This is a genomic window from Uniformispora flossi (assembly GCF_049534875.1).
Taxonomy (GTDB): Bacteria; Actinomycetota; Actinomycetes; order Streptomycetales; family Streptomycetaceae; genus Yinghuangia; species Yinghuangia aomiensis.
This window is the reverse complement of record NZ_JBMULZ010000001.1, coordinates 587,123-610,389: the sequence shown is the minus strand read 5'-3', so window position 1 is coordinate 610,389 and position 23,267 is coordinate 587,123. Positions and strand designations below refer to the sequence as shown.

General features: G+C 70.5%; 18 protein-coding genes. 10 read left to right on the top strand and 8 right to left on the bottom strand.

Going from position 1 to position 23,267, the window contains the following annotated elements; genetic code table 11:
- Positions 1–80 precede the first annotated feature (80 nt).
- Positions 81–1,526 carry a DUF6056 family protein gene (locus ACPA54_RS02685; protein WP_423526349.1) on the top strand — a complete coding sequence of 482 codons (1,446 nt, stop codon included), beginning with the start codon at positions 81–83 and terminating at the stop codon, positions 1,524–1,526.
- Positions 1,527–1,845: 319 nt separating this feature from the next.
- The gene (locus ACPA54_RS02680) at positions 1,846–2,934 is read left to right on the top strand and encodes a cell wall-binding repeat-containing protein (protein WP_423526347.1); all 1,089 of its coding nucleotides are present in this window, start codon (positions 1,846–1,848) and stop codon (positions 2,932–2,934) included.
- Positions 2,935–3,567: 633 nt separating this feature from the next.
- Here ACPA54_RS02680 and ACPA54_RS02675 read toward each other — a convergent pair.
- Together ACPA54_RS02675 and ACPA54_RS02670 are read right to left on the bottom strand one after the other, a co-directional pair.
- Positions 3,568–4,221, bottom strand: coding sequence for a hypothetical protein (locus tag ACPA54_RS02675; RefSeq protein WP_423526346.1), 654 nt, complete (start codon positions 4,219–4,221; stop codon positions 3,568–3,570).
- Between the two features lie 265 nt (positions 4,222–4,486).
- Entirely contained in the window at positions 4,487–5,395 is a 909-nt protein-coding gene (locus tag ACPA54_RS02670; RefSeq protein ID WP_423526344.1) for an NAD(P)-dependent oxidoreductase, read from the bottom strand.
- Positions 5,396–5,517: 122 nt separating this feature from the next.
- Between ACPA54_RS02670 and ACPA54_RS02665 the strand changes: the two genes are divergently transcribed.
- Both ACPA54_RS02665 and ACPA54_RS02660 read left to right on the top strand, forming a co-directional pair.
- Positions 5,518–5,889 (top strand): winged helix-turn-helix transcriptional regulator, encoded by a 372-nt coding sequence (locus ACPA54_RS02665; RefSeq protein ID WP_423526877.1) that lies wholly within the window; start codon positions 5,518–5,520, stop codon positions 5,887–5,889.
- Positions 5,890–6,292: 403 nt separating this feature from the next.
- A complete protein-coding gene (locus ACPA54_RS02660) occupies positions 6,293–8,431 on the top strand; it encodes an insecticidal delta-endotoxin Cry8Ea1 family protein (protein ID WP_423526342.1) in 2,139 nt (712 codons plus the stop codon).
- A 441-nt stretch (positions 8,432–8,872) separates the two neighbouring features.
- Here the strand turns inward: ACPA54_RS02660 and ACPA54_RS02655 are convergent, their stop codons facing one another.
- Entirely contained in the window at positions 8,873–9,538 is a 666-nt protein-coding gene (locus ACPA54_RS02655) for a hypothetical protein (RefSeq protein ID WP_423526340.1), read from the bottom strand.
- Between the two features lie 1,133 nt (positions 9,539–10,671).
- Here ACPA54_RS02655 and ACPA54_RS02650 point away from each other — a divergent pair.
- The 3 genes from ACPA54_RS02650 to ACPA54_RS02640 all read left to right on the top strand — a co-directional run bounded on the left by ACPA54_RS02650 (position 10,672) and on the right by ACPA54_RS02640 (position 14,860).
- Positions 10,672–11,364: a glycosyltransferase gene (locus ACPA54_RS02650; protein WP_423526339.1), complete on the top strand. Its 693-nt coding sequence runs from the start codon at positions 10,672–10,674 to the stop codon at positions 11,362–11,364.
- A 231-nt stretch (positions 11,365–11,595) separates the two neighbouring features.
- Positions 11,596–13,014, top strand: coding sequence for a glycosyltransferase (locus ACPA54_RS02645; RefSeq protein WP_423526337.1), 1,419 nt, complete (start codon positions 11,596–11,598; stop codon positions 13,012–13,014).
- 133 nt (positions 13,015–13,147) lie between these two features.
- The gene (locus ACPA54_RS02640; protein ID WP_423526335.1) at positions 13,148–14,860 is read left to right on the top strand and encodes a SulP family inorganic anion transporter; all 1,713 of its coding nucleotides are present in this window, start codon (positions 13,148–13,150) and stop codon (positions 14,858–14,860) included.
- A gap of 169 nt (positions 14,861–15,029) precedes the next feature.
- Here ACPA54_RS02640 and ACPA54_RS02635 read toward each other — a convergent pair whose 3' ends face one another.
- Both ACPA54_RS02635 and ACPA54_RS02630 read right to left on the bottom strand, forming a co-directional pair.
- Entirely contained in the window at positions 15,030–15,707 is a 678-nt protein-coding gene (locus ACPA54_RS02635; RefSeq protein WP_423526333.1) for a response regulator transcription factor, read from the bottom strand.
- Positions 15,704–17,017, bottom strand: coding sequence for a sensor histidine kinase (locus ACPA54_RS02630; RefSeq protein ID WP_423526332.1), 1,314 nt, complete (start codon positions 17,015–17,017; stop codon positions 15,704–15,706). The genes ACPA54_RS02635 and ACPA54_RS02630 overlap by 4 nt, the downstream gene beginning before the upstream one ends.
- A gap of 196 nt (positions 17,018–17,213) precedes the next feature.
- Here ACPA54_RS02630 and ACPA54_RS02625 point away from each other — a divergent pair, with 196 nt between their 5' ends.
- From ACPA54_RS02625 to ACPA54_RS02615, 3 genes are read left to right on the top strand one after another with little or no spacing between them, the layout of a single operon-like run.
- Positions 17,214–18,161, top strand: a complete 948-nt coding sequence (locus ACPA54_RS02625; protein WP_423526331.1) for an ATP-binding cassette domain-containing protein — start codon at positions 17,214–17,216, stop codon at positions 18,159–18,161.
- Positions 18,158–19,735, top strand: a complete 1,578-nt coding sequence (locus tag ACPA54_RS02620) for an ABC transporter permease subunit (protein ID WP_423526330.1) — start codon at positions 18,158–18,160, stop codon at positions 19,733–19,735. Before ACPA54_RS02625 ends, ACPA54_RS02620 begins: the two co-directional genes overlap by 4 nt.
- Entirely contained in the window at positions 19,732–20,628 is an 897-nt protein-coding gene (locus ACPA54_RS02615; protein WP_423526328.1) for an ABC transporter permease subunit, read from the top strand. The genes ACPA54_RS02620 and ACPA54_RS02615 overlap by 4 nt, the downstream gene beginning before the upstream one ends.
- Before the next feature lie 175 nt (positions 20,629–20,803).
- Here ACPA54_RS02615 and ACPA54_RS02610 read toward each other — a convergent pair whose 3' ends face one another.
- The 3 genes from ACPA54_RS02610 to ACPA54_RS02600 form a co-directional block, all read right to left on the bottom strand.
- Entirely contained in the window at positions 20,804–21,418 is a 615-nt protein-coding gene (locus tag ACPA54_RS02610; protein WP_423526326.1) for a cysteine hydrolase family protein, read from the bottom strand.
- A gap of 74 nt (positions 21,419–21,492) precedes the next feature.
- The gene (locus ACPA54_RS02605; RefSeq protein ID WP_423526324.1) at positions 21,493–21,678 is read right to left on the bottom strand and encodes a hypothetical protein; all 186 of its coding nucleotides are present in this window, start codon (positions 21,676–21,678) and stop codon (positions 21,493–21,495) included.
- 88 nt (positions 21,679–21,766) lie between these two features.
- Positions 21,767–23,185 carry an amidase gene (locus tag ACPA54_RS02600; protein ID WP_423526322.1) on the bottom strand — a complete coding sequence of 473 codons (1,419 nt, stop codon included), beginning with the start codon at positions 23,183–23,185 and terminating at the stop codon, positions 21,767–21,769.
- Positions 23,186–23,267 lie beyond the last annotated feature (82 nt).

The window sequence follows — 23,267 nt, the reverse complement described above, 5'->3', positions numbered from 1 at the left end:
ACTATCCTGAGTCGATCATCTCCAGGGACGTTCCGACGAAGGGCTGCGCTGCTGTGCGCCGATTTGCGCCACCGAACCCCGTGAAGGCCGCACGAATCGCGCTGTACACAGTGGCGGGCGCCGGTGCCGCGCTCCTCGCGGTGAGCGCGTTCCTCGGTCTGTACGTGCGTCCGACCTCGGACGACTGGTGTGCGACCTGGAAGACCCGCGACATGGGCACGTGGGGGATCGTCGACGACTTCTGGACCACCCAGAACGGGCGCACGTCCAACGCTTTCGTCACCGCCATCGTGTACGCCGACGGCATCCTCGGCCCGAAGGTCCTGCCGGCTCTGCTCGTTGTCTTCATGGTCGGCGGACTGGTCCTCGTCTACCGCGAGTTGGCGCGCCGCGCCGGCTGGGTGACGCCGCTCTACGGCAGCGTCCTGCTGGCCGTCGTGTCCAGCTGCGCCCTGTTCCTGTCGATGCCGCTGCCGTACCAGACCCTGTTGTGGGCGCCGGGCACCATTTCGCACACCCTGCCGTTCGTCATCGCGCTGTGGGCGATGTACTGGGCACTGCGCGCGCAGGGCCGCACGCACCGCATCGTCGCGACGGCCGCCGCCGCGGTGATCGGCGCGTTCATGGGGATGCTCAGCGAGCCGTTCACCGTGGTCGCGCTGGCGCTCGTCGGGGTCGCGGCACTGTTCGCGCTGGTGACCGCGATACGCCGCAACGGCCGCTACCCGCTGGCGTGGTGCGTGGCCACCCTGGGCGGACTGCTGGTCGGATTCGGACTGCTCTACATATCCCCGGGCGCCAAGCGGCGGCGGGAGATCACCGACCGGGGCGAGAGCATGTTCTCCGGCGACCTCCTCACCGACGCCTACCATGAGTGGGTCAAGGTGCTGCATACCATCGTGGAAACCCGCGCCTACCTCGCGGTGTTCGCAGCCGGCCTGGCCGTCGGGCTGCTCACCGTGCGCCGCGAGGGTGCCGTGCCGGCGGTGCGGTCGCGCTGGACGCGGCTGCTTTTGGTCGTGCTGCCGCCGCTGCTGTTCATCGCGATCTCCTTCGTCATCACCGTCTCGGTGCGCTTCGGCTACGGGCCCGGCGGCGCGTACGCCTACAGCCGCACGTGGTTCAACTACCTCGGCCCGGCGGCCATCGCGCTCGCCGCGTACGGGGCCTGCCTCGGCTTCCTGCTGCGGCAGCGCCTCGCCGGCCGCGGCAGCGCGGCCGTGCCCGTCGTGGTGCTGGCCGGCGCGATCGCCGCGGGCGCGCTCGTGGTCGCCCTGTTCGACTGGAGCGCGGTCGTCCGCGACATGACCACGAAGAACGTCAACCGGGCCACCGCCTGGGACGCCGGGAACGCCGAGATCCGTGCGGCGATCGCCCGCGGCGAGAAGGTCGTGCCGTACGTCCCGCACCAGATCGACTGGCTCTCCGAGGCCTACGAGACGCCGCGCCCGACCGACTGGGTCGCCGAGTGCATCACCGAGTACTACGGGGTTGACGACATCTACTCGCCCGAGGCCGCGAAGTAACGCTGCATAACCCGCCGATCGCACTGCGCTGATTTTGTGGACATGTTTCCGGCGGGTCCGCAATTCTCCGTGTGGCCAAGACAATTAAAACCTGGCGGGTTTCGGTTGCCGACGATATCGTTGCACCTCGCGCAGGAGGGGACGTCATTCCTCGGGGGGGTGCGTGAGGCAACCGATTCATGACGGTTCGGGCATTTCCCCGCAGCGGCGCACTCCCTTCCTGGCGTTCGGATTCCATATCCCAGACAGGATTTGACGCTCAGTGAAGCTGAAGCGAATTGCTGCTCTCATTGCCACCGCCACCGCAGCCTCGGTTGCCGTGACGACCGCGGCGCCGTCGGCATACGCCAGTGCCGACACCGAGGTGCTGCGGCTGTGGGGCGACGACTCGGCGGGCACCGCTGCCGCGGCGTCCCAGTCGCTGTGGAAGGACAACGGGAACGCCAACGACAGCCGGGAGCAGGCCAAGGCCGTCGTGCTGTCTCGTTGGGACCACTACGGCGACGGCCTCGTCGGCGGCCCGCTGGCCGCGGCCAAGCAGGGCCCGCTCCTCCTCACCCCGCCGACCTCGCTGCACGGCCAGACCGAGGCCGAGATCAAGCGCATCCTCGCCCCCGGCGGCACCGTCTACCTCCTCGGCGGCACCGGCGCACTGTCCACCGGCATCGAGGACCGTATCCGGCAGCTCGGGTTCAACCCGGTCCGCCTCGGCGGCCCGCTGATGTGGGACACCAACGTCCGCATCGCCAACGAGACCACGAGCAACCCGAGCTTCATCATGGTGGCGACCGGTCTCAGCTACTACGACGCCCTCTCGGCGGGCGCCGCGGCCGGCAGCAGTGGCGGCGTGGTCCTGCTGAGCAACGGCACGTCGCTGCCGCAGCAGGCCAAGGACTACATCAACGCGCACCCGAGCACGACCCTCTACGCGGTCGGCGGCCCGGCTTCGACGGCGCTCTGGAACGGCACCAACCGCGCGTACTACGAGCTCGCCGGCGCCGACGCCACCGACACCGCGATCGCGGTCGCCGCCGGATTCGGCGACGACCAGCACCCGGTGCGCTACGCGGGCGTCGCGACCATCCGCAGCTTCCACGACGCGATGTCCGGCGGTGCGCTCGCCGCGTCGATGGGTGGCCCGGTCCTGCTCTCCGGCTACGACTCTCTCGACTGGCGCAGCTGGAACTACCTCTCCTCCAAGTCGAGCAGCCTCTACTGGGCCGACGTCTACGGCGGCACCGGCGCGCTCTCCGCCCAGGTCGAGAAGGACGTCCGCGCCGCCGTCGGCGCAGCGTCCCTGTCGGCGAAGAACGCGCCGCAGTCGTTCTCGGCCCAGGCCGACAACGTGAAGGCCCCGGGCAGCATGAAGTTCACGCCCCCGGCCGGCAAGCTCGTCGCGGCTCGCTGACCCGAACCGCTTTGCGGGGCGCCCCCGAAGGGGGCGCCCCGTGCGCTTTTCCGGCCTTCGTTCCGGTGCTGCGGTCCACCGGGCCGGCTGCTCAGCCGGTGAGGGTGAAGCCGGCCGGGTCACTGGCCCGGGAGTGCCAGGGGATGCTCGTGACGTCGACGGTCAGCCGGGCTCCCGAGCGGCAGAGCTCCCCGGGACCACGAGAGACGCCTGAACGGTTCCCCGCGTCGGCGGTCCGGGTGGCCCCGGATCCGTACGGCCCGGCATAGCCCTGACGATCGGCGCCACCACCGCACCGCCTGCAACGCCTTCGCCCACCGACGCGGCCCGCGGACACGGCACCGACCGCGCCCGTCGCCACCCGGGCTCGAGTCGAACCGCAGCCACTTGCGCCGCGCCGTGCTGTTCGCCGGCTGCTCCTGCGGCAACGAGAAGATCCGCGCCGACGTCAACTGGCCCTTCGGGCGGGTCGTCGCGGTCTACCGCGAGTCCATGGCCACAGCCGTTGTCATCGGTTACCGCGAACGGGTCTGCTGTGTGCTGAAGTTGCCTGAAATTCGCCTCTGTCGCTTGCGCCCCAGACCGAGAGTCGGCGATGGAGCCGGTACCCGGGCCGGGAGGACTCCGAGCTGGTCAGTCCGCGAGACGACCCAGGATCGCGGTGAGGGCGTCCTTGTCGAGGTCGTCGTGGTGGGAGGCGATGACCAGGGTCGGGAAGCGGGGGTCCTTGGGGTGGGCCAGCGTGATCACGGCGACCGGAACGGTCCAGTGTTTGCAGGAGTTCGTGCACTCGTAGTAAGGGTGCGTGAACACCGTGGCCTCGCCCAGCACCGTCCGCACGTGGTCGGCCACCGCGGCCTCGTCGGCAGGGATGTCGGCGGTCGTCCGGTAGACACCCGTGCGGCCGTTCCCGAGCGCGGTGTTGGGGTAGCGCAGCGGCACGTCGGCCGGGTCCGCGGTGATGGTCGCGACCACGTCGTCCCGGCGTTCCAGCACCAACCGCAGGGGTTCGCCCGCGGTGCCGGTCGGCGTCGCGGTGTTGAGCGGGCCCACCGTCTCCCCCGGGCCGAGGCGGAGCGAGAACGCGGCGTGATCGTTACCGAAGGAACGCAGCTGGTACTCGTACGTGTCAGGCGACTTGGAAATCCGCGGAGACTGCGAGGCGCTCGAGGCGGCGGTGTTGTCACCCTGCGCGATCGGCGATGCCCCCTCGGCGCACCCGGCCACCGCCACGAGGGCCGCGACCGCTCCGAGTACGCCCGATCTCAGCTTTGTCGTTCCGTGCATCCCGCGGGTCCTTTCACGCTCTCGATCGCGTTGACCCCGGTGTGACTCGCCGGCCTCGGATCCGGTTCCCTGGTGTCCGAAATGCGACTGGCGCGGGCTGCCCTGTCGCATCCGCGACGACGGCAGCAGCGGCATCCAGGGCGGATCTCGCTTGGCCGGGGCGCGGTGGGAACCAGCTCGGGCGCCCGCCGCCCCCGGACGGGCCGCTGCTCACCATGCGCACGACCATCGGCGCGTGGTCGGCAGTTGACGGTTCCGTATGTGGTCAGCGTGGCCCTCGGATGCTGTCGATGATGCGGGTCCAGTTGTCGGCGCCGTGGCCGTTCTCGATCGCGCGCCGGTAGTGGGCCTGTACGGCCAGGGGGAGCGCGAGGTCGAGGCCCAGTGACGTGCTGGTCTCGACGATGTGGTCGGACGTCGCGCCCATCATGGTGACGGTGCTGAGGTCGCCGGGATGTTCTCCGGCATCAACCGCGATGCCGGGGTTCTCTCCACCAGCCCTCAGGATGTCGCCAATGGAGTCGGCCGAGGAGAGCAACTCCGGCAGTGCTTCCTTGGCCTTCATTCCTGCTGTCCCCAGCATCGCGGTGGCGTGCATCAGCCCGGACAAGGTGGTGAGGAATACCGCGAGTTGGGCTTGATACATCAACTGGGCGAGGCCCGGGTCTTCGCCCAGGTACTTGGGTGTTCCCAGCAGTGTCAACACCGCCAGGTGGCTCTCCAGCACTTTGGCACGGCCGCTGTAGTAAACAAAGGCTGCCTCCGCGCCGACCATCGGCGCGGGGACCATGACACCTCCCGTGAGGAAGTTCGCGTCGTGGCCCGCTGCCCAGGCTGCTGCCTCGCGTGAGCGGTCGGGAGTGTCAGAGCTGAGGTTGACCAGCGTCCGGCCGGCGAGCGATGTGGTGGCGCTGTCGAGGATGTCGTACATCGCCAGGTAGTCGGTGAGACTGAGGATCACGAGGTCGCTTGCTTCGACCGCTTCGCCGGGTGTCGCCGCGAGCGTTGCTCCGTCGGCGACGGCGCTGTCCGCCCGACTGGCTGTGCGGTTCCAGACGGTGACCGGGTGGCCGGCGGTGAGGAGGGTACGGGTCATCGCCTGGCCCATCGGGCCAAGCCCGAGCACGGTCACAGCGCTGTTCTGCCTGGTGGTGCGGTTCTGTTGTTCGTTCACCCCTCCATGCTCGGAGAGAGCCACCAGTCCCGGAAGTACCTACTATTTTCTGCGGTACTTACCTTTTCGTAAGTTCGTAACTTCGTACTTCGTAAGTTCGTAAGTTCGTAAGGGGATCAATGATGGCCAAGGCGCCGAGAAGCGGGCCTTACATCTGCGGCATCGACGCCGCGCTCGACGTGGTGAGCGGCAAGTGGAAGGGACTGATTCTCTGGGAACTCGACGCCCACCGCGTACGCCGCTTCGCCGAGCTCCGTCGCGGTCTGCCGGGAGTGAGCGAGAAGATGCTGACGCAGCACCTGCGTGAGATGGAGGAGGACGGTCTCGTGCACCGAAAGGTTTATGCCGAGGTGCCGCCGCGGGTGGAGTACTCCCTGACCGAGCACGGGCGCACGCTTAATCAAGCGCTCGGTCCGCTCGGCGCCTGGGGGATGGAGCGCATGCGTCGCGAAGGCTCCGAAACGGTCGACGTAGCCGAGACCTCACACGGCTAACCATCCTGGCCACGAATACCGTGCGTGCGCGCCACTCCTGAGGCAGAGTGCCGACGGGTAGGTCCCCGCCGTCAGGACCAGCCGCGCGGTCGCGATCTTCCCGTCCGCGCAGGGGGCGATGCGTTCGGAAGCGGGAGCGGGTTGCGCTGTTCGCGCGAATTCGGGCACGCCATCCGGGTTGCCTTCCGCCGTTCGGCGTACTCCTGTGTTCTCGCGCGGTGTGAGTCTCGAACTTCGAGGTCGGGCCTTCGGGAGATCACGGTGGCCGCGGGCCGCATGCCTGATCGTTCGGACCCTGGGTCGCTCCCGGTGGGGCGGCGGGTTGCGTCGTGGGCGCGATGCTCCGGCTGGTGCTGCGACGCCTGGCCTCGGTGGCGATGCCGGCGACTGGAGAGGGCTCAGGATGCGCGACGACGTCTACGCGATGGACACGGGACAGAAGATCATTTACGAGGGTGGCAAGGCGGCGATCGCGGCTGCCGCCGGACTGATTCCCGGTGTCGGGAAGCTGATCGGCAGTGCGGTGGGGATGCTGCTGGATGCACTCACCAACGACCCGAACGACGCCTGGAAGGCAGTCGAGAAACAGGTCGAAGCGCTCATCGACCAAAAACTCGACGACTTCTACACGAACCTGATGACCAACGACGTCAAACTCCTCAACCAGGCCTGCCGCGAGTACGTGATGGCCGTGAACCGCAGCCTGGACACGCCCCAGAACAAGGAGTACGGCCGTGCCCGGCTCCGCCAGGCCATCGAGCAGGCCAAGGCGGTCATGGTCAAGACGTCCGACCCCAAGTACCGCTACGCGCTCATCCCGTTCTACGCGCAGGCGGTCAACCTGTGGCTGCTGCTGCTGCGCGACACTGTGAGCCACGAGCGGACACTGGACATCGGCGCCACCGAAATCGCCGACGCACGGGCCGGGCTTGCCAAGGCGATCCGCGGACCGGGGGTGCTGCCCGACCCGTCACCTGGCGGGCGGCCGGCAGTCGAAGGGCGCTCTGAGCTGGAAGGGACCTTGCGCGACGCCTTCCGCGAAGGCTGCGAAAAGGGCAAGGCATGGTCCCCGAAAAAGCAGTTCGACTACCAACGGGAGTCCTGGCTGCGCGGGTTCGAATACTGCCTGATGTGGCCGCTGCTGGCCGACCCGGCCAACCCGGTCACACGGATCGACCGACCCGCCGTGGAGATTTTCCTCGGCCCCTACAGCACGATGTCCGCAGAACCCGAAATCTTCGGTGACCGCGCCCGACACGTACCGACCACCCCGGAGTTCACGGAGCGGATCGAGGGCCTGCGGTGGGGAGGCAGGAGGGTCCCTCTCACCGCCCTGCAGCTCTACTACGACCCTCCCCGGAAGGGCCCGGCGCAAGGGGAAACGAACGAATTCCACTCCCCGCGACCGGAGATCTGGGACCGCTCGCGTCGGCTGACCAAGGTGAGGGTCTTCAACACCGCCGAGTACACATTCGGGCTGGAGTTCCTCGACGAGAACGGCGTGCCCTTCTACGCGGCCGGCGAACCTGCCGGTGCCGGCGGCGACCTGTGTGCGCTCCCCGGCTGGGAGGTCTCCCAGATCCTCCTGGGCCCGGTGATGACCCTGGATCTGGCCCGGGCATGGACGGCCGTGGTGGGCCTCCGTCCGAGGAACTCGGTGATCACCGGCCCGGATTTGAAGACCACCCCTGCGGCGAACTACCAGCTGGTGGACGTGGACAGCGGCACCGTCCTGGACCTGGACGCGTACACCCTCACCGGCTCCGCTCGCGCGGTCACCAGCGTCCCCGACGGAAACCCCACACAACGCTGGACACTTGAGCCGGTCGGCCCCGGGAAATGGACCGTGGCCAGCGCCTACAACGGCGCGCTGCTGACCGTCGGCACGGACGGGCACGCGGGTGCCAAGCCGTCACCGGCAGAGCACCCGGCTGCCGACTCCTCCCGCGGCACACACGCTCGCGACACGACGAGGGACACCGTGTGGTCGGCAGAGCGCGCCGACGACGGCACCTGGCAACTCACCGCCGACGGACACAGCGCGCCCTTGACCGTCCGTGCGGACGGCACCGTTGCTCCCGCAGGGCCCGGCGAACGGGCCGCCCGCTGGAGCGCCGTCCCGGTCACCGGCAGCACCGCGCCGGCGGAGTCCTCGGACGGGCCGCTTCTGGTCGCAAGCCCGGGAGCCCACGCGGGCGACGGCGCGGTGACCACGCGCCTGACCGTTCGCGTGCCGTCGACCAGCACCACATCGGACAGCGTCAACGCCGCCATGGACGCGGGGACCGAGGGATGGCGACTGTCGTTCTGGCTGCCGCGCGAGACGGACGCCGACAGCCTCTCCGTCCGCGGAGACGGCGCACGCCTGATCTCCTCCGACCCCCAGGGCCGCGGCCTGTACGTCACCGTCGCCTCCACCGACGCGGCCCCCAGCGCAGAGGGCGCCGCATTCGACCTGACGATGCGCTTGCCTGACGGCGCCGACGGACGGCCTGTCATCGCCGACGCGCGACTCGCCGACCTGTCCATTCCGACCGTATAGCCGGCCTCGTGGCGGGCCGGAGCGCAAAGCTGACCGCGATCCGGCCCGCCACCGCGTCCGTGACGCCGTCCGGGCGGGGACTGTTGCTGGTCAGGGGCGCAGGGCATAGGAGCGCAGACGGTCGAGGTCGACGGCGGTGACGCGGGACCACCCGCTGGGAATTGCTGGAACAAGCGTTCCTGAATCGCCTGCAGGATCGCATCTGGCACGCGAAGCTCCAATGACGGATATGGAGTAACGAGCTCCCGCTCGCCACTGGCTCACGCGCGCCCGCCGGGCCGGTCATGGCTCGACGGTGCGGGAATGTGGGCTGGTAGACGCGCACTGCCGCAGCACGCCACGGCCGTTGGCCGGGGCGAAGCGGCGTTCCGCGACGCGCGGCTGTAACGGCCCCGCGTACGGGCCCAGGCCCCTGGGTTGCCGGAACCGCCCGCCGGGGTTCTAGGGTGCGGCGCAGACCACGGCGGCGAACAGCGAATGCTGGACGTTGTCGACGTTGGTGGCGCGGAGGGTCCAGCCGGTCGCGGTGGGGAACGAGGCGTTGTGCAGGAGGCTGGGGTCGCCGAGGCCTCCGCCCGCGCTCGGGACTTGGCCGGCGGGGCACTCGGCGTGGGCCGAACCGACCTCGCCCGCCTGCAGGGGGACCGGGAGACCGGCCTGATGTGAGTGCGGGAGCCCCGAGCAGCGGGCGAACGCGACCACGCCGGCGAAGGGGGTGTTCACGTTCTTGGCGCGCGCCAACCAGTATTCGTTCTGGGTCCCGGACGACATGCTGAGGTAGTTCCTGCGTCCGGCCGTGGCCCCACCTCCGGCCACGTTCTGGCCGGCCGGGCAGTTTGCCTGGGAGTCGAGCGTGGAGCCGCTGACTTGGTTGCCGACCTGGTGGGTGATGGTCGTATCCGTCGTGCAGACGACCACGGGCGTCACGGTGCGTGGTCCGTCGCTCAGGTTGTCGACCGTCAGATCCCACCCGGTGCCTCCGGGGTTGGAGCTCTGCAGGAACGCCCCGTTGTCCGGGTCGAGCCGGATGCCGCCGCCGGTCGAGGTCCATCCTTGCGGACAGAACAGCCGGGGCAGGTCCTGCACTTGGCGTGCTTGCAGGGTCACGGCGGGCCCTTGGACCTGGGTGATCGTGAGCTCCGCGCGTGAGGGGCGGCCGTCGGCCCAGGCGAACGGGGGAACCGCAATGAGAATGCCGACTGCTGCAAACGCGGCGAATCGCGTGCGCTTCACACTGTGCTCCGGGGGACCTGAACAACCACGGGTGGGGACGCATCCCCGGCTACCGCTCCGAGCGGATTCCCTGCTCTCTCCCGCAGACGAATTCACTTGTACGGCGCACAGGTTCCGCGGCTGGGCCGGGGCCCGGCCGGGGGTGACGGGCACCCGCAACGTCGTCAGCTGTCCGCGCGGCGGTCGTCGCTGGGTGGTGCCGGCGCTGACGGGAGGGGCCAACGGGTTGCAGGGGTAGGGAGGGGTGGATGTGTCCTTCACTGCGCCGTTGGTCCGCCGCAGCGGCGGGCATCCGGGGATACGGGGTGCCGCCGGGAGCCGTGCTCTGGAGTGGCGAGAGGTTGTGGGCTTGGCCGGCGCCAAGCGCAACTGCGGGGTGACGGCCATGACCCGGTCGTGGATGTCCGACGCGAGACGCACAGCGGGGGACACGGCCTACCAGCAGGGATGCGCGATCGCTACATGATGGTTTGCATCGGTCTGTGCGGAGGGAATCGCTGAATCTTCGAGCACGCCGTGTACGCCCTCCAGCCCGGCGCGCAGTGTGCTCCTCGAAGAGTCAGGGGTAGCGGATGTCCGATTCTCAGCTCGCTCGCACGGGCCTCGGCACGATCACCTTGTTCGGGTTTGCGGTGAGCGAATGGTGGCTGTTGGCGGCTGCCGCTGTCCTCATGATCACGGGTGTGGCGCTGGTTCGGCTCACGTGGCGACGAGACCTCCCACCCGGAGTCTGAAACGGTCCGGCACCGCGCAAGGCTTCCGCGCCTCCGCAAGCGGCGGCGGGCAATCGATGCCCCCTGGCGCCGGATGCGCCGATCTCGAAAGGCAACATGGCTGACGTCATCCCGGCCAAGCGGTTAACCCCGCCGGATGCTGTGCACGGCTGCGATCACACTCATCGGCCTCGCGTTCCTGCTCGTCCGGCGTGTGGAAGCATTCGCCCACGCCCACCACGGTGACGCTCCGCCGTTCATCGGCCTGTACACGGCAACGTTCGTGTGGCTGCTGTGGACGACGTTGCTCGCGTACGCCGAACGGCCTACCACGCCGACGCCTCAGGCCAACGCGCCCTCGATGCTGCCTACGTCGCGGTGCTGGTCCCGGTCTACAACGAGGACTCCGCGTGGCTGCGCCGCTCACTCGCCTCACTCCTCGCCCGGACCCGGCTGCCGGACTCGGTCAACGTCGTGGACGACGGCAGCAACGTCGCGTATGACGACGTCCGCAAGTGGTTCCTGAAAGCCGCTGCCGATGCGGGTGTCGCCGCCACCTGGAAACGAACCGTGAACCGCGGGAAGCGCCACGCCCAAGTGACGGCCGCCGCGGACGCCCCGCATGCCGACTTCTTCCTCACCATCGACTCCGATGCCGACCTCGACCGAGCGTGCATCCACGAAATTCTTCAGCCGTTCGCCCGCCCCGAAGTCGAGTCCGTGGCGGCCGTGGTGCTGTGCGCCAACACCCGCGCGCGCTGGCTCACCAGGCTTTTCGACGTCTACAGACTACGTGGCAACTCAACGACCGCTCCGCGCAATCGGTCATCGGCTCCGTCGTCGTCAACACCGGCGCCTGCGCCGCATATCGGGCCGCTGTGCTCCGCGACCACGAACACGCCTTGTCGGCGGCGCCGACGTGTTTGGCCGCACGCGAACGGGGGGAGCGTGAGCCCCACTGCCCCAACAACCCCGCGACGGCCGTGACGGCCGAGCCCGAAGACGGATGGGAACAGACGTGTCCGAGAACCAGCAGTTGGCGCGCACCGGTCTGGGTACGGTCACCGTTTTCGCTTGGTCGTGAACGAGTGGTGGCTGCTCGCGGTTGCTGCGGCACTCGTCCTTCTGGGTGTGGTTCTGCTGCGCGTGTCCTGGCGACGCGGCCGACTTCCGAGCGCCTGAACCGGCCTCGGTTCTCCGACCTCGGCTCCCAGACTCATGGCCCGCATCACCCCGGCCACGCGCTTACGCCGCCGCGTATTGTGTGTCGCGGCGACCTCGGCGGTCGTCTTCGCCTACCTGCTGTTCCGCAAGGCGGAGGTGTTCGCCCACTTCCGCGCCGGCGACGACCCGCCGTTCGTCGTCCTCTACACCGCCACCTTCGCGTGGCTGCTGTGGACGACGCTCCTGGCCTACGCCGAAACCCCGCACCGGGCGCCCCCCGAACTGCAAGGCAATCTCGACGACGCGCAGGTCACCGTACTCGTCCCTGTCTACAACGAAGATCCGGGCTGGGTGCGCCGCTCGCTGCAGTCGCTGCTGGACCAAACCCGCCGTCCCGATGCGGTCAACATCTGCGACGACGGCAGCAACGTCGACTACGAGGCCGAACGCGCTTGGTTCCTGGCGGCGGCGAAACGCGCCGGCGTACGCGCCACGTGGCAGCGCACCGCCAATCGCGGCAAGCGGCACGCCCAGATCACAGCCGCCGACCAGTCCCCGGACACCGCGTACTTCGTCACCATCGACTCCGACGCCGACCTCGACCGCAACTGCCTCCACGAACTGCTCCAGCCGTTCGCCGACCCGCGCGTGCAGTCCTCGGCCGCCGTCGTGCTATCGGCGAACACCCACGCCAATTGGCTGACCCGCATGTTCGACCTGTACGCGGTCACCTGGCAGCTCACCGACCGTTCCACGCAGTCGGTGCTCGGTTCGGTCGCGGTCAACTCCGGTGTATGCGCGGCGTATCGCGCCGCGCTCATCCGCGACCACCGGCACGCCTACCTCAACGAGACGTTCCTGGGCCGCCCGGTCGCATTCTCCGACGACTCGCTGCTCACCTTGTTCGCCAAACTCCGAGGCCGGACCGTGCAGCAGCCCAGCGCACTCGCTTTGACGGCCATGCCCGAGACCGTCGGACACCACCTGCGTCAGCAGCTGCGGTGGATGCGGGGTTCGACGATCCGTGCCTGGTGGCGCGTCAAGTACCTCCCGCTCACCGGCTACGCGTTCTGGAACCAGGTCGCCAGTTGGTTCCTTACCCTCGTGGGCACCTGCGTCTTCCTGTGGCTCTTCCTCGTCCAGCCCTTCACCATCGGCGTTCCCGTGTGGACTCTGGTCACCGTCCCGATCCTCCTGGGGTACCTCCGCGGACTGCGCTATCTGGCGATCCGAGTCCACGGCGAATCGCTGCGCGGCCGGCTGGGTACTTTCGCCCTCGCCCCGTTGGCCGTCCTCTGGGGCTTCACGGTCCTGCGGGCCGTCCGCTGGTACGGCATGGCAACCTGCGCCCGCACCGGCTGGGGAACCCGCGACGTCGTCGAGGTACACCTCGCCACCGACCGTGCACACCGGGCGGAAGCGCTTTCGTCGGCGACCGGCATGCCGAGCGCGCGCTCGCAGGGCTTCGGGTGAGGGACGGTGCCGTCGACCGGGCGGCTCCTCACGTGGCCGCCTCGCCGCAACGTACCCCGGGCGGGGGCATAGCGGAGGTGATCGACGCGAAGCCGGGCGCCGCGACCGGTGCTGCCGACGGAGCCCCGACCACATGAGCGGTAAACGCACCTCACGGCTGCGCCGGTCCCTGCCGCGGCTGGGGCGGCCGACCGCGTCCGACGCGAGTTCCGGGCTGGTCACCGGCCTGTTCTCGATCCCGGAGGGCATGGCGTACGCGTCGATCGCCGGATTCAATCCGGTCGCCGGCCTGTACGCGGGGATCGTTCCCGCGATCGTCGGCTCCCTGGCCGCCCGCTCCGTCCTCATGGTCACCACCCTGACCAGCGCCATCGCCCTGACGTCGCAGAGCGCCTTGTCCGACGCGGGGCTCGACCCGAAGGACGCCGGGAACGTAGCCACGCTGACCCTCATGGTCGGCGTGGTCATGCTGCTCATGGCCGCCCTGCGGCTCGGCGCGGTGATGAGCTTCGTGTCCAACGCCGTCATGACCGGCTTCTCCACCGGCATCGCCCTGCAGATCATCACCGGCGTACTCGAGGACGCCACCGGCTACCAGCCGGAAGGCCACAACAAGCTCTACCAACTCGGCAACTGGGCCGCACACATCGCCGACTGGCAGCTCGCCCCCACCGTCGTCGCCTGTGCGACGGTCGCCGTCTGGGCCGTGAGCCGCCGCGTCCGCCGGCTGGAGCCGGTGGCCCTGCTGATCGCCATGGTGGCGGGGAGTGCGGCAGTCGCCTTGCTGGGTACGGACGTCGAACTCGTCGCCGACATCGCCCGCATCCCCTCATCCCTGCCCGGATTCTCCGCCCCCGACCTCTCCGCCGTCCCCAAGCTGCTCGGCGGCGCGGTCGCCGTCGCCCTGGTCGGGCTCGCCCAGGCCGCCGGCATCGGGCCCTCCGTCCCGAACCCCGACGGTTCACGCTCGTCGGTCAACGGCGACTTCGCCGCCCAGGGCCTCGCCAACGTCACCGGCGGCCTCGTCCAGTCCCTGCCGTCCGGCGGATCCCTCTCCCGCACCGGCGTCGCCGTCAGCGCGGGCGCCCGCACCCGCTGGGCGGGCATCTTCTCCGGCGTCCTGCTCGCCGTCGTCCTCCTGGTCTGCGCACCGTTGGCCGAGCACATCCCGATGCCCGTCATCGGCGGACTCATCCTGGTCGTCGGCGGCGAACTGATCTGGGGAAAACGCCACGACATCCGCCTCGTCCTGCGGACCTCGTGGATGTCGACCGGCGCCATGGCGGCGACCTTCCTCGCCACCACCCAGCTCCCGCTCCAGCGCGCAATCATCCTCGGGGCGGTTCTCTCACTTCTCCTGTACTGCGCCCAGGCCGCCCGCCGAGCGCGCCTCGTCGGCCTCGTCCGCGACGACACCGGCCACTGGCGGACGGCGGAAGTCCCGGACCGGCTGCCGCCGGGCGAGGTCACCGTCCTGTACTACGAAGGGGTCAGCTTCTTCGCCGAGCTTCCCCAGCTCGACGCGGCGCTGCCCGACGTCGCCGGAGCGCGGGACGCGGTCCTCGTCCTGGTCGTGCGCGGAGTGCCGGACATTCCGTCCTCCACCATGGTCAAACTCCTGCAACGCTACGTCCGCGATCTGGACCGGCAGGGCGGCAAGCTGATCATCGCCGGCGCGGAACCGGGGCTCGTGCGGATCCTGACGGCCGGCCGGCTCGACCGCGACCTCGGCACCGACGGCATCATCCCCGCAAGCGGAGCCATCTTCGCTCCCCTCGAACAGGCGTGGGCAACCGGGACGCGCTGGAGCGCAGGGCGCAGCCAGGATTCGGCGCAAACCCCGTAGGCAGCGATCCGGCCGACTTGCCGCGGGGCGCCGAGAAGAACAGGCCGGACGAAGACGCCTGGTGACCGCGGCGACGGTGTCGACGGTGTCGTCGTGGTCGCGGGTGACCTGCCCGGAGATGGAGTACCTGTCCGCGAACACGACCGGCACGAGCCCGTCTGCCGACGGTTCAGTCGGGCGGCTCGGCCGGGTCGGCGATCCGGTAGCCCACGCCGGGTGTGGTGGCGATGACCGGAGGGGCACCGAGTTTGCGGCGTAGGCGGCTGATGGTCACGGCGACGGTGTTGGTGAACGGGTCGGCGTGCTCGTCCCAGACCTGTTCGAGGAGCTCCTCCGCGCTGAGGAAAGCGGGGCTCGCGCTCAACAGGGCTTCGAGTACGGCGAATTCCTTGACGGACAGGTCGAGTCGGCGGCCGTTGCGGCCGGCGGTGCGATGGATCGGATCCAGTTCGATGCCGGCGGAGCGCAGCGTGCGGGACCGGGCGGCGGGGCGGCGGCGGGCCAGTGCGCGGATGCGCAGGACGAGTTCGGGGAAGTGGAAGGGTTTGACGAGGTAGTCGTCGGCGCCCAGAGTCAGGCCGGTGACACGGTCGCCGGGCGTGCCTGCGGCGGTCAGCATGAGGACCATCGCGCGGCTGTCTCGTTCGGTGATCATCTGGCAGAGGACGTCGCCGTGAATGCCGGGCAGATCGCGGTCGAGGACGACGACGTCGTACGCGTTGACGTCCAGTTTGGCTGCCGCGTCGAGCCCGTCGTGGACCACGTCGACGGCCATGCCCTGGTCGCGCAGCCCCTCGGTGATGACCTCGGCGAGGGATCGGGCGTCTTCGACCACCAGGACTCTCAAAGGGCCACGTCCGTTTCCCCGTCGGGTCCGGTCTCCGCGCCGGGGGCATTCGCCGCGCCTGGGAGCGTGACGGTGACGCACAAGCCGCCGTCGGGACGGGCGTGCAGGTCCAGGGTGCCGCGGTGGGCCTCGGCGATGGCCGCGACGATGGAGAGCCCCAGACCGCTGCCTCGTCCGGTGACGGTCCGGTCGGCCACGAGACGACGGAACGGCTGCGCGAGGTCGGCCACTCGCTGCCGGTCCAGAACGGGCCCGCTGGATTCGACGACGAGGGACACGGTGGCGCCGCCGTCTCCGCGCCGGTCGCGGGGGCCGTCTTTGGCTCCGCGTCCGTCCGGATCGGCCCGCACCGTGACGCCGATCCAGCCTCCGGACTCGTTGTGGACGATCGCGTTGTCGATGACGTTGTCCACCACGCGGCGCAGCAGCGTATGGCTTCCCTCCACCCACCCGGTGCCGTCGCTCGGCTGCTCACGCACCGTCAGGCCCCGGGCCGCGATATCCGGCGCCCTTGCGGCCAAGGCGGTTCGGGCGATCCGGCCGAGGGCGAGCCGGCTCGTGTCGTCGAACTCGCCGTGCCGGGTGCGCGCCAAGACCAGGAAGCTCTCCAGCAGCCGGTCCACCTGGTCGAGTTCGGTGCGGAGCCGGGCGGCCAACGTGGACGTGGCCGCGGGGATCGGGCCCGGCTTGGCGAGGGCGACGTCCAGCGAGGCACGCATGGTGGTGAGCGGGGTGCGCAGTTCGTGGGAGGCGTTGGCGACGAAGCGCCGCTGGGCGTCGAACGAACTCTGCAGGCGGCCGAGGAGGTCGTCGATGGTGTCGGCGAGGTCCTTGACCTCGTCGCCCGGACCTTGGACCGCCAGGCGTTCGTGCAGGTTGTCGGCGGTAATCCGGCGGGTTGCCGCCGTCATCGTGCGCAGCGGGCGCAATACCCGGCCGGCGACGAACCAGCCGAGACCGACCGAGACAACCGCCATGACGCCGAACGCGATGGCGGACCCGATCAGGATCTGCCGCGACTGGGTGTCGTGGGCGTCGGTCAGTTGCCGTTCGAGTTCGTGGATGCGCTCCTGAGCCTGAGCCGCCGTGGGGGGCTGTTCGGCGCCGTTGTCGGGTGCGGTCCGGGTGGCGCGCGACCCGCCGGAGGCCACCACGGCCGTGATTGCGAGCAGCGCCGTTCCGGACAGCAGGAACAGCGCGACATACCAGGCGGTGAAGCGGGCGCGGGCAGTGCCGCGGCGCAGCCCGAGGCCGACGGCCAGGCGCGCAAGCCACCGGGGCGGATGCCAGTTCAGCGGACCTCGGCTCATCCGCTCGTTCCCTTCTCGCCGCGGCACCGGGACACGTTCCCGGACACGGGCCCGATCACGTGCCCGGCCACCCGTACGCACCCGGTCACCGCTATGTACCGGGTCACGTGCCACGCCAGGGTATGTCGCGGCACCTAACAGGGAGATGACAGCGCCCGTTCGGCCCCTGTAATCCCCGCCGTCACAGGGTGGGCCCATGACTGACGAGAGTACGAGGGCGACCATCGAGGTCCTCGGCCTGCGCAAGCGCTTCGGGGCACAGACGGCCCTGGACGGGATGACGTTCAGGGTGCTGCCCGGACGGGTGACCGGCTTCGTCGGCCCGAACGGGGCTGGAAAGTCCACCACCATGCGCGTCGTCCTGGGCCTTGACACGCCCGACGAAGGACGGGCGCTGGTCGGCGGGGTGCCGTACCGCAGCCTGCGGCGCCCACTCCGCCACCTGGGGGCGCTGCTCGACGCCTCCGCACTGCAGCCGGGCCGCACCGCCCGCAACCACCTGCTGTGGCTGGCCCATTCCCAGGGGGTGTCGGCCCGGCGCGTGGACGAGGTCATCGAACAGTCCGGTCTGGGCGCCGCGGCCCGCCGCAAGGCGGGCGGCTTCTCGCTGGGCATGCGCCAACGGCTGGGCATCGCGGCGGCCCTGCTCGGCGACCCGCCGGCGGTCATGCTGGACGAACCGTTCAACGGCCTCGATCCCGACGGGATCGTATGGATGCGCGGCCTGCTGGCGGCGCTGGCCCGGGAAGGCCGCGCCGTCTTGGTGTCCAGCCATCTGATGAGCGAACTCGAAGGTACCGCCGACCACCTCGTGGTGATCGGACGCGGCAGGGTCGTCGCGGATACCGGCGTGCGCGAACTGCTCGCCGAGGCGTCCGGCGCCCGTGTCACCCTGCGTACCTCCGCGCCCCCGCGCGCGGCCCAGCTCTTGCGGGCCGCCGGCGCCACCGTGTCCGCCACCGGTCCGGACACCCTCGACGTAGTGGGCCTCCCCGACGAGGAGATCGTGGCCGTACTCGCCCGGAACGCGGTGCCGTTCTCCCACGTCTCCGCACACCGGGCCACCCTCGAAGAGGCGTACATGGAACTCACCCGCAACGCCGTGGAGTACCGCGGCGTCCCAGCCGGGAAGGCCACGCGATGACCGCCACCCTCACCCCGTCGCCGCCGGCCCCGCAGCCTGCCGAAGGCGCCGAGCGCTCCGGACGCGGCGGGTTCTCCAGGACCCTGCACGCCGAATGGACGAAGTTCCGCACGGTACGCGGATGGGTCCTCGCCATGGCCGGGGCACTCCTCGTGACCATCGCCGTCGGCCTGCTCGGCACGGCCGCCCCCGCCCCCGGCGGACGCGGTCACTCCGCCTCCTACCCCCAGGGGCCCGACGGCGAGCCCGTCAACGACAGCTTCTCCTTCGTCCACAAGACCCTCACCGGCGATGGCGCCATCACCGTGCGCTTGGGCTCGCTGACCGGTACGGCCGACTCCGGAAACGGCGACACGACGGAGAGCCTCCCACCGTGGGCGAAGGCCGGGATCATCGTGAAGGAGAGCCTCGTTCCGGGATCCCCGTACGCGGCGGTGATGGCCACCGGCGGCCACGGCGTGCGCATGCAGGACGACTACACACACGACAAGGCGGGCCTGCCCGGCATGGTCTCCCACGAGTCCCCGCGCTGGCTGCGCCTGGTGCGGACCGGCGACCGTCTCACCGGCTCGGTTTCTGCCGACGGCTCCACCTGGACCGAGATCGGCACCGCGCGGCTGCTTGGGTCGGCGCCCACGGTGCAGGCCGGGCTGTTCGCCACGACACCGCAGGCGAAGAACGACACATCGGCGGGCCCCGGCTTCAGTCCTGCCGTGGCCACCGGCACGTTCGGTCGCCCCGACCTGGTCGGCGACTGGTCCCCGGGGGACTGGACCGGCGTCCAGGTGGGCGGCGACGCGGGCACCTCCGGCAGCTACACGAACACTCTCCGCGGCGGATTCGCCCCGGCCGACGGCGGCGGGTTCACCGTGACCGGAGCGGGCGACATCGCCCCGGTCGTCGGCGGCCCCGTCATGGGCGACGGCTACGCCGTCGAGAACTTCCTCGTCGGAACGTTCGCGGGACTCATCGTGATGATCGCCGTGGGCACGGTGTACATCACCGGGGAGTACCGGCGCGGGCTGCTGCGCACGACCATCGCGGCCACTCCGCTGCGCGGCCGGGTACTCGCCGCCAAAGCGCTGGTGGCCGGGGGCGTCGCCGGGGCGATCGGCCTGGTTGCCGCCGCGATCACCGTCCCCATCGGGGCAGGCAGCGCACGCGGCCGGGGCTTCCACGTCTTCCCGGTCCCGGCGGCGACCGAACTGCGGGTCATGGCCGGCACCGGCTTGCTGTGCGCGGCGGCCGTCGTGCTGGCCCTCGGCGTCGGTGTCCTGCTGCGGCGCACCGGCACGGCGGTCGCCTTGGTCGTCGGGTCGATCGTGCTGCCCTTCGTGCTGGCGACCTCGGGCGTGCTGCCCGTGGGCGCCTCGGAGTGGCTGCTGCGGGTGACTCCGGCGGCGGGCTTCGCGGTCCAGCAGACCCTGCCCCGCTACGCGCAGGTCGTCAGCGTGTACGAGCCGTCGACCGGCTACTACCCGCTGGCGCCGTGGGCCGGCTTCTGCGTCCTGTGCGGATACGCCGCACTCGCCTTCGTGCTGGCCTCGGTGCGGTTGCGCAGGAGGGACGTATGACTCTCGCGAACGGCGCACGGCCGGTGGCCGCGGTGGATGCGGTGGAGGCGGTGGACACGGTGGAAGGAGTCGGGCCGGAGGATGGGGCATGGGCGGACGAGGCGTGGTGCGGGCAGTTCGGCCGCGTCCTGCGCGCGGAGTGGACGAAGCTGCGCACCGCGGGTGGCACCGGAAGGCTCCTCCTGCTCGCGGTCGTGCTGACCGCGGCCGTCGGCTGGGGCACCGCCAAGGCCGTGAAATGCCGGGACGCCGGTTGCGGCGAGGACGCCGTCAGACTCGCCCTGACCGGCGTCACCGTGGGGCAGGCGGTCATCGCCACACTTGCGGTGCTGGTGGTCAGCGGCGAGTACGGCACCGGAATGATCCGCACCACGCTCACGGCGGTGCCGAACCGGCTTACCCTGCTTGCCGCCAAGGCGACGGTCCTGACCGGGGTGGTCTTGGCCGCGGGGACGGCCGCCGTCCTGGCCTCGCTCCTCGCCGGCCACTACGTCCTGCCCGGCAGCGGCTTCACCGAGGCGCACGGATTCTCCCCGCTGTCCCTGGCCGACGGGCCTACCTTGCGCGCCGCCGCGGGCTCGGTCCTCTACCTGGCCCTGGTCGCCCTCCTGGGGCTGGGCATCGCCACGGCGGTCCGGGAAGCGGCCACCGCCACCGGGATCGTGCTCGGGCTGCTCTACCTCTTCCCGGTCGTCGCGCAGGTGGTGCACGACCCGGAGTGGCAGCGCCATCTCCAGCAGATCTCGCCCATGACCGCGGGGCTCGCGGTCCAGGCCACGGTCCGCTTGGACCGATTGCCCCTCGGCCCGTGGGCGGGCTTGGGCGTTCTCGCCACGTGGGCGGCCGCCGCGCTGCTCGTCGGCGGACTGCTTCTGCACCGGCGCGACGCGTAGCCGCGGCGGGCCACTCCCCGGCGGGTCGGTCTGGGCCTGCCGCGCCCGGGCGAGGGCGACTCGCGCCGACGCGCCGACGCGCCGACGCGCCGACGCGCCGGCATCGGCGAGACACTCCGATTCATGTGTGGGGTGGGGCGGCCGGGTGCTGTGGGTTGACCGGCCGCCCCGGGTGTCACGCCGCGGGGGGAGTGAGCATCGCGGCCAGGCACGCCTTCCAGGGGGCGACCGTGGCGAAGATGTAGGCCATCACGTCCAGTGCTGCCTGGTGTTGGTCCGCGGGGGCCGAGGTGCAGTCCTCGGCGACGTGCACCGTGAAGTCGCGCTGCTGTGCGGAGCGTACGGTCGATTCGACGCAGATGCTCGTCACGACCCCGGTCACCAGGAGCCGACGAATGCCCAAGGCGCGCAGCACCACCTCCAGATCGGTGTACAGGAACGCGTCGAAGCGGTTCTTGTCGATGATGACGTCGTCCGGCTCGGGCGCCAGTTCGTCGATGATGTCGGCGTCCCAGGAGCCGCGCAGCAGCGGTTCGGCGTCGGCGGGGAAGGCGGCGACGGTGGACGGCGGGGCGTCCAGCCTGTCGGGGCGGAATACGTGCCGGGTGTACAGGATCGGGAGGCCCGCCTCGCGCGCGGCGGCGAGCAGGTCGGCGTTGGCGGCCACCACCTCCGCCATGCGCGGCAGCGGCTCCAGGTGGCGCGGCACGGAGCCGTCGGGGTGGCAGAAGCCGTTCTGCATGTCGATGACCAGCACGGCGGCGTCGGGAGTGGGACCGGTGGTGTCCATGGTGTCTCCGTACGGTGTCGGCAAAGCCGTTGGGGCAGAGGCAAGTTCGGTGGGGTGTGAAGCCGGGGAACCGGTCACGGGCGGGCGCGGAAGATCAGCGCCGGCTCCTCGTAGCGGGCGTCTGCCACGGCGTACAGCTCCTGCATCGCCTCGTATTGGGCGGCGAACGCCTCCGAGATGCCGGCGGTCTCCTCCTTGCTCGGCGTCAGGCCGGCCAGAGCCAGCAGGACGGGTGCGGCGGCGGACGGGTCGGTGCTCATCTGGTTCTCCTGCCGATAGCGGTGGTGCAAGGACGGTTGCGGGACGGACGTGGTGGTGCGGGGTCGGGGCAGTGCAGGTCAGGGCCGGTCAGGAGCCGTAGCCCTCGGGGGTGCGCAAGTGCCAGTCGGTGTGCTGCTGGTAGGCGTCGCCGGCGCGCAGCACGGTCGCTTCGTCGAACGGGCGTCCGGCAAGCTGCATGCCGAGCGGCAGTCCGTCCGCGGTGAACCCCATCGGCAGGCTCAGCACGGGGTTGCCGACGGAGTCCCAGTAGGCGGTGTGCAGGGCGGTGCCCCGCGGCCCGCCGATCAGCGTGTTCAGGTCGTCCAGCGCCGGAGCGCCGATCGAGCAGGTCGGGGTGAGCACCAGGTCGACGTCCCGGTACAGCTCGGCGAGGGCCTTCTGCGCCACCCTGCGCACCCGTTGTGCCTGCACGTAGTCGGCCGCGCTGTAGAGGGCGCCGGAGGCGACGATGGTCCGCGTGCCGGCGAAGTAGTCGTTCCAGCGCGCCCGCAGGTCGGTGGCGTGGTACGCCATCGCCTCCGCGGTCAGGGTCACCATGTCCGCGGTCACCATTTCGCGGTAGTAAGGCAGTTCGACCTCCACGATGTCCGCGCCGCGCTCGGCGAGGACCCGTACGGCGGCCTCCAGTAGTCCCGGCACGGACGGGTCCGTGTCGGTGGCGATGCTCCGCGCCAGCGTGTCGACGCCGATCCGTACGCCGGTCAGGTCGCCGGTCAGCGCGCTGCCGTAGTCCGGCACCGGTTCGTCGACGCAGCAGGCGTCGGACGGGTCGTGTCCGGCGAGGACTTGAAGCATGTGGGCGCAGTCGCGGACGGCGCGGGCCATCGGGCCGATGTGGTCCAGGCTGTAACCGAGGGGCACGCACCCGGACTTGGGAACCCGCCCGAACGTCGGCATCAGCCCGGAGATCCCGCAGAACGCGGCGGGGATGCGGATGCTGCCGCCGGTGTCGGTGCCGAGCCCGCCGAGGAACATGCCGGCGGCGACGCCCGCCCCGGTCCCGGAGCTGGAACCACCCGGCCAGGTAAGGGGGTTCCACGGGTTGCGGGGGATCGGGAACGGCTTCGACTCGTCGGGCCGGCCGATGGCGAACTCCATCGTGCTTGCCTTGCCGACGAAGACCGCGCCCGCTGCCCGCAGCCGCGCGGCGACGGGCGCGTCGCCGATCGCAGGCCCCCAGGCGCGGTCCAGGATCAGGCTCTGCGCGGTGGTCGGCGCCTCGGTGGTGGTGATGATGTCCTTGATGCCGAGCGGGATTCCGTGCAGCGGCCCGAGATCGTCACCCGCGGCCAGTGCCGCGTCGGCGGCTTCGGCGGCGGCCAGCGCACGGTCGTCGAACCGGGCCAGGAACACGCCGAGTTCGTCGTCGTGGGCCTCGGCCGCGTCCAGGCAGCGCCGGGTCAATTCGACACTGGTCACGGTTCCCTCGCGCAGGGCGCGGGCGGCACCGTCGAGTGTCGGTTCGTAGGTGGTGGGTGCGGTCATGGCAGTACTCCTTGGGAGGAGGGGTGTGCGAGGTGTCCGGCGTCGGGGACGCCGGGAAAAGGGGGGGGCCGGCCAGGGCGCC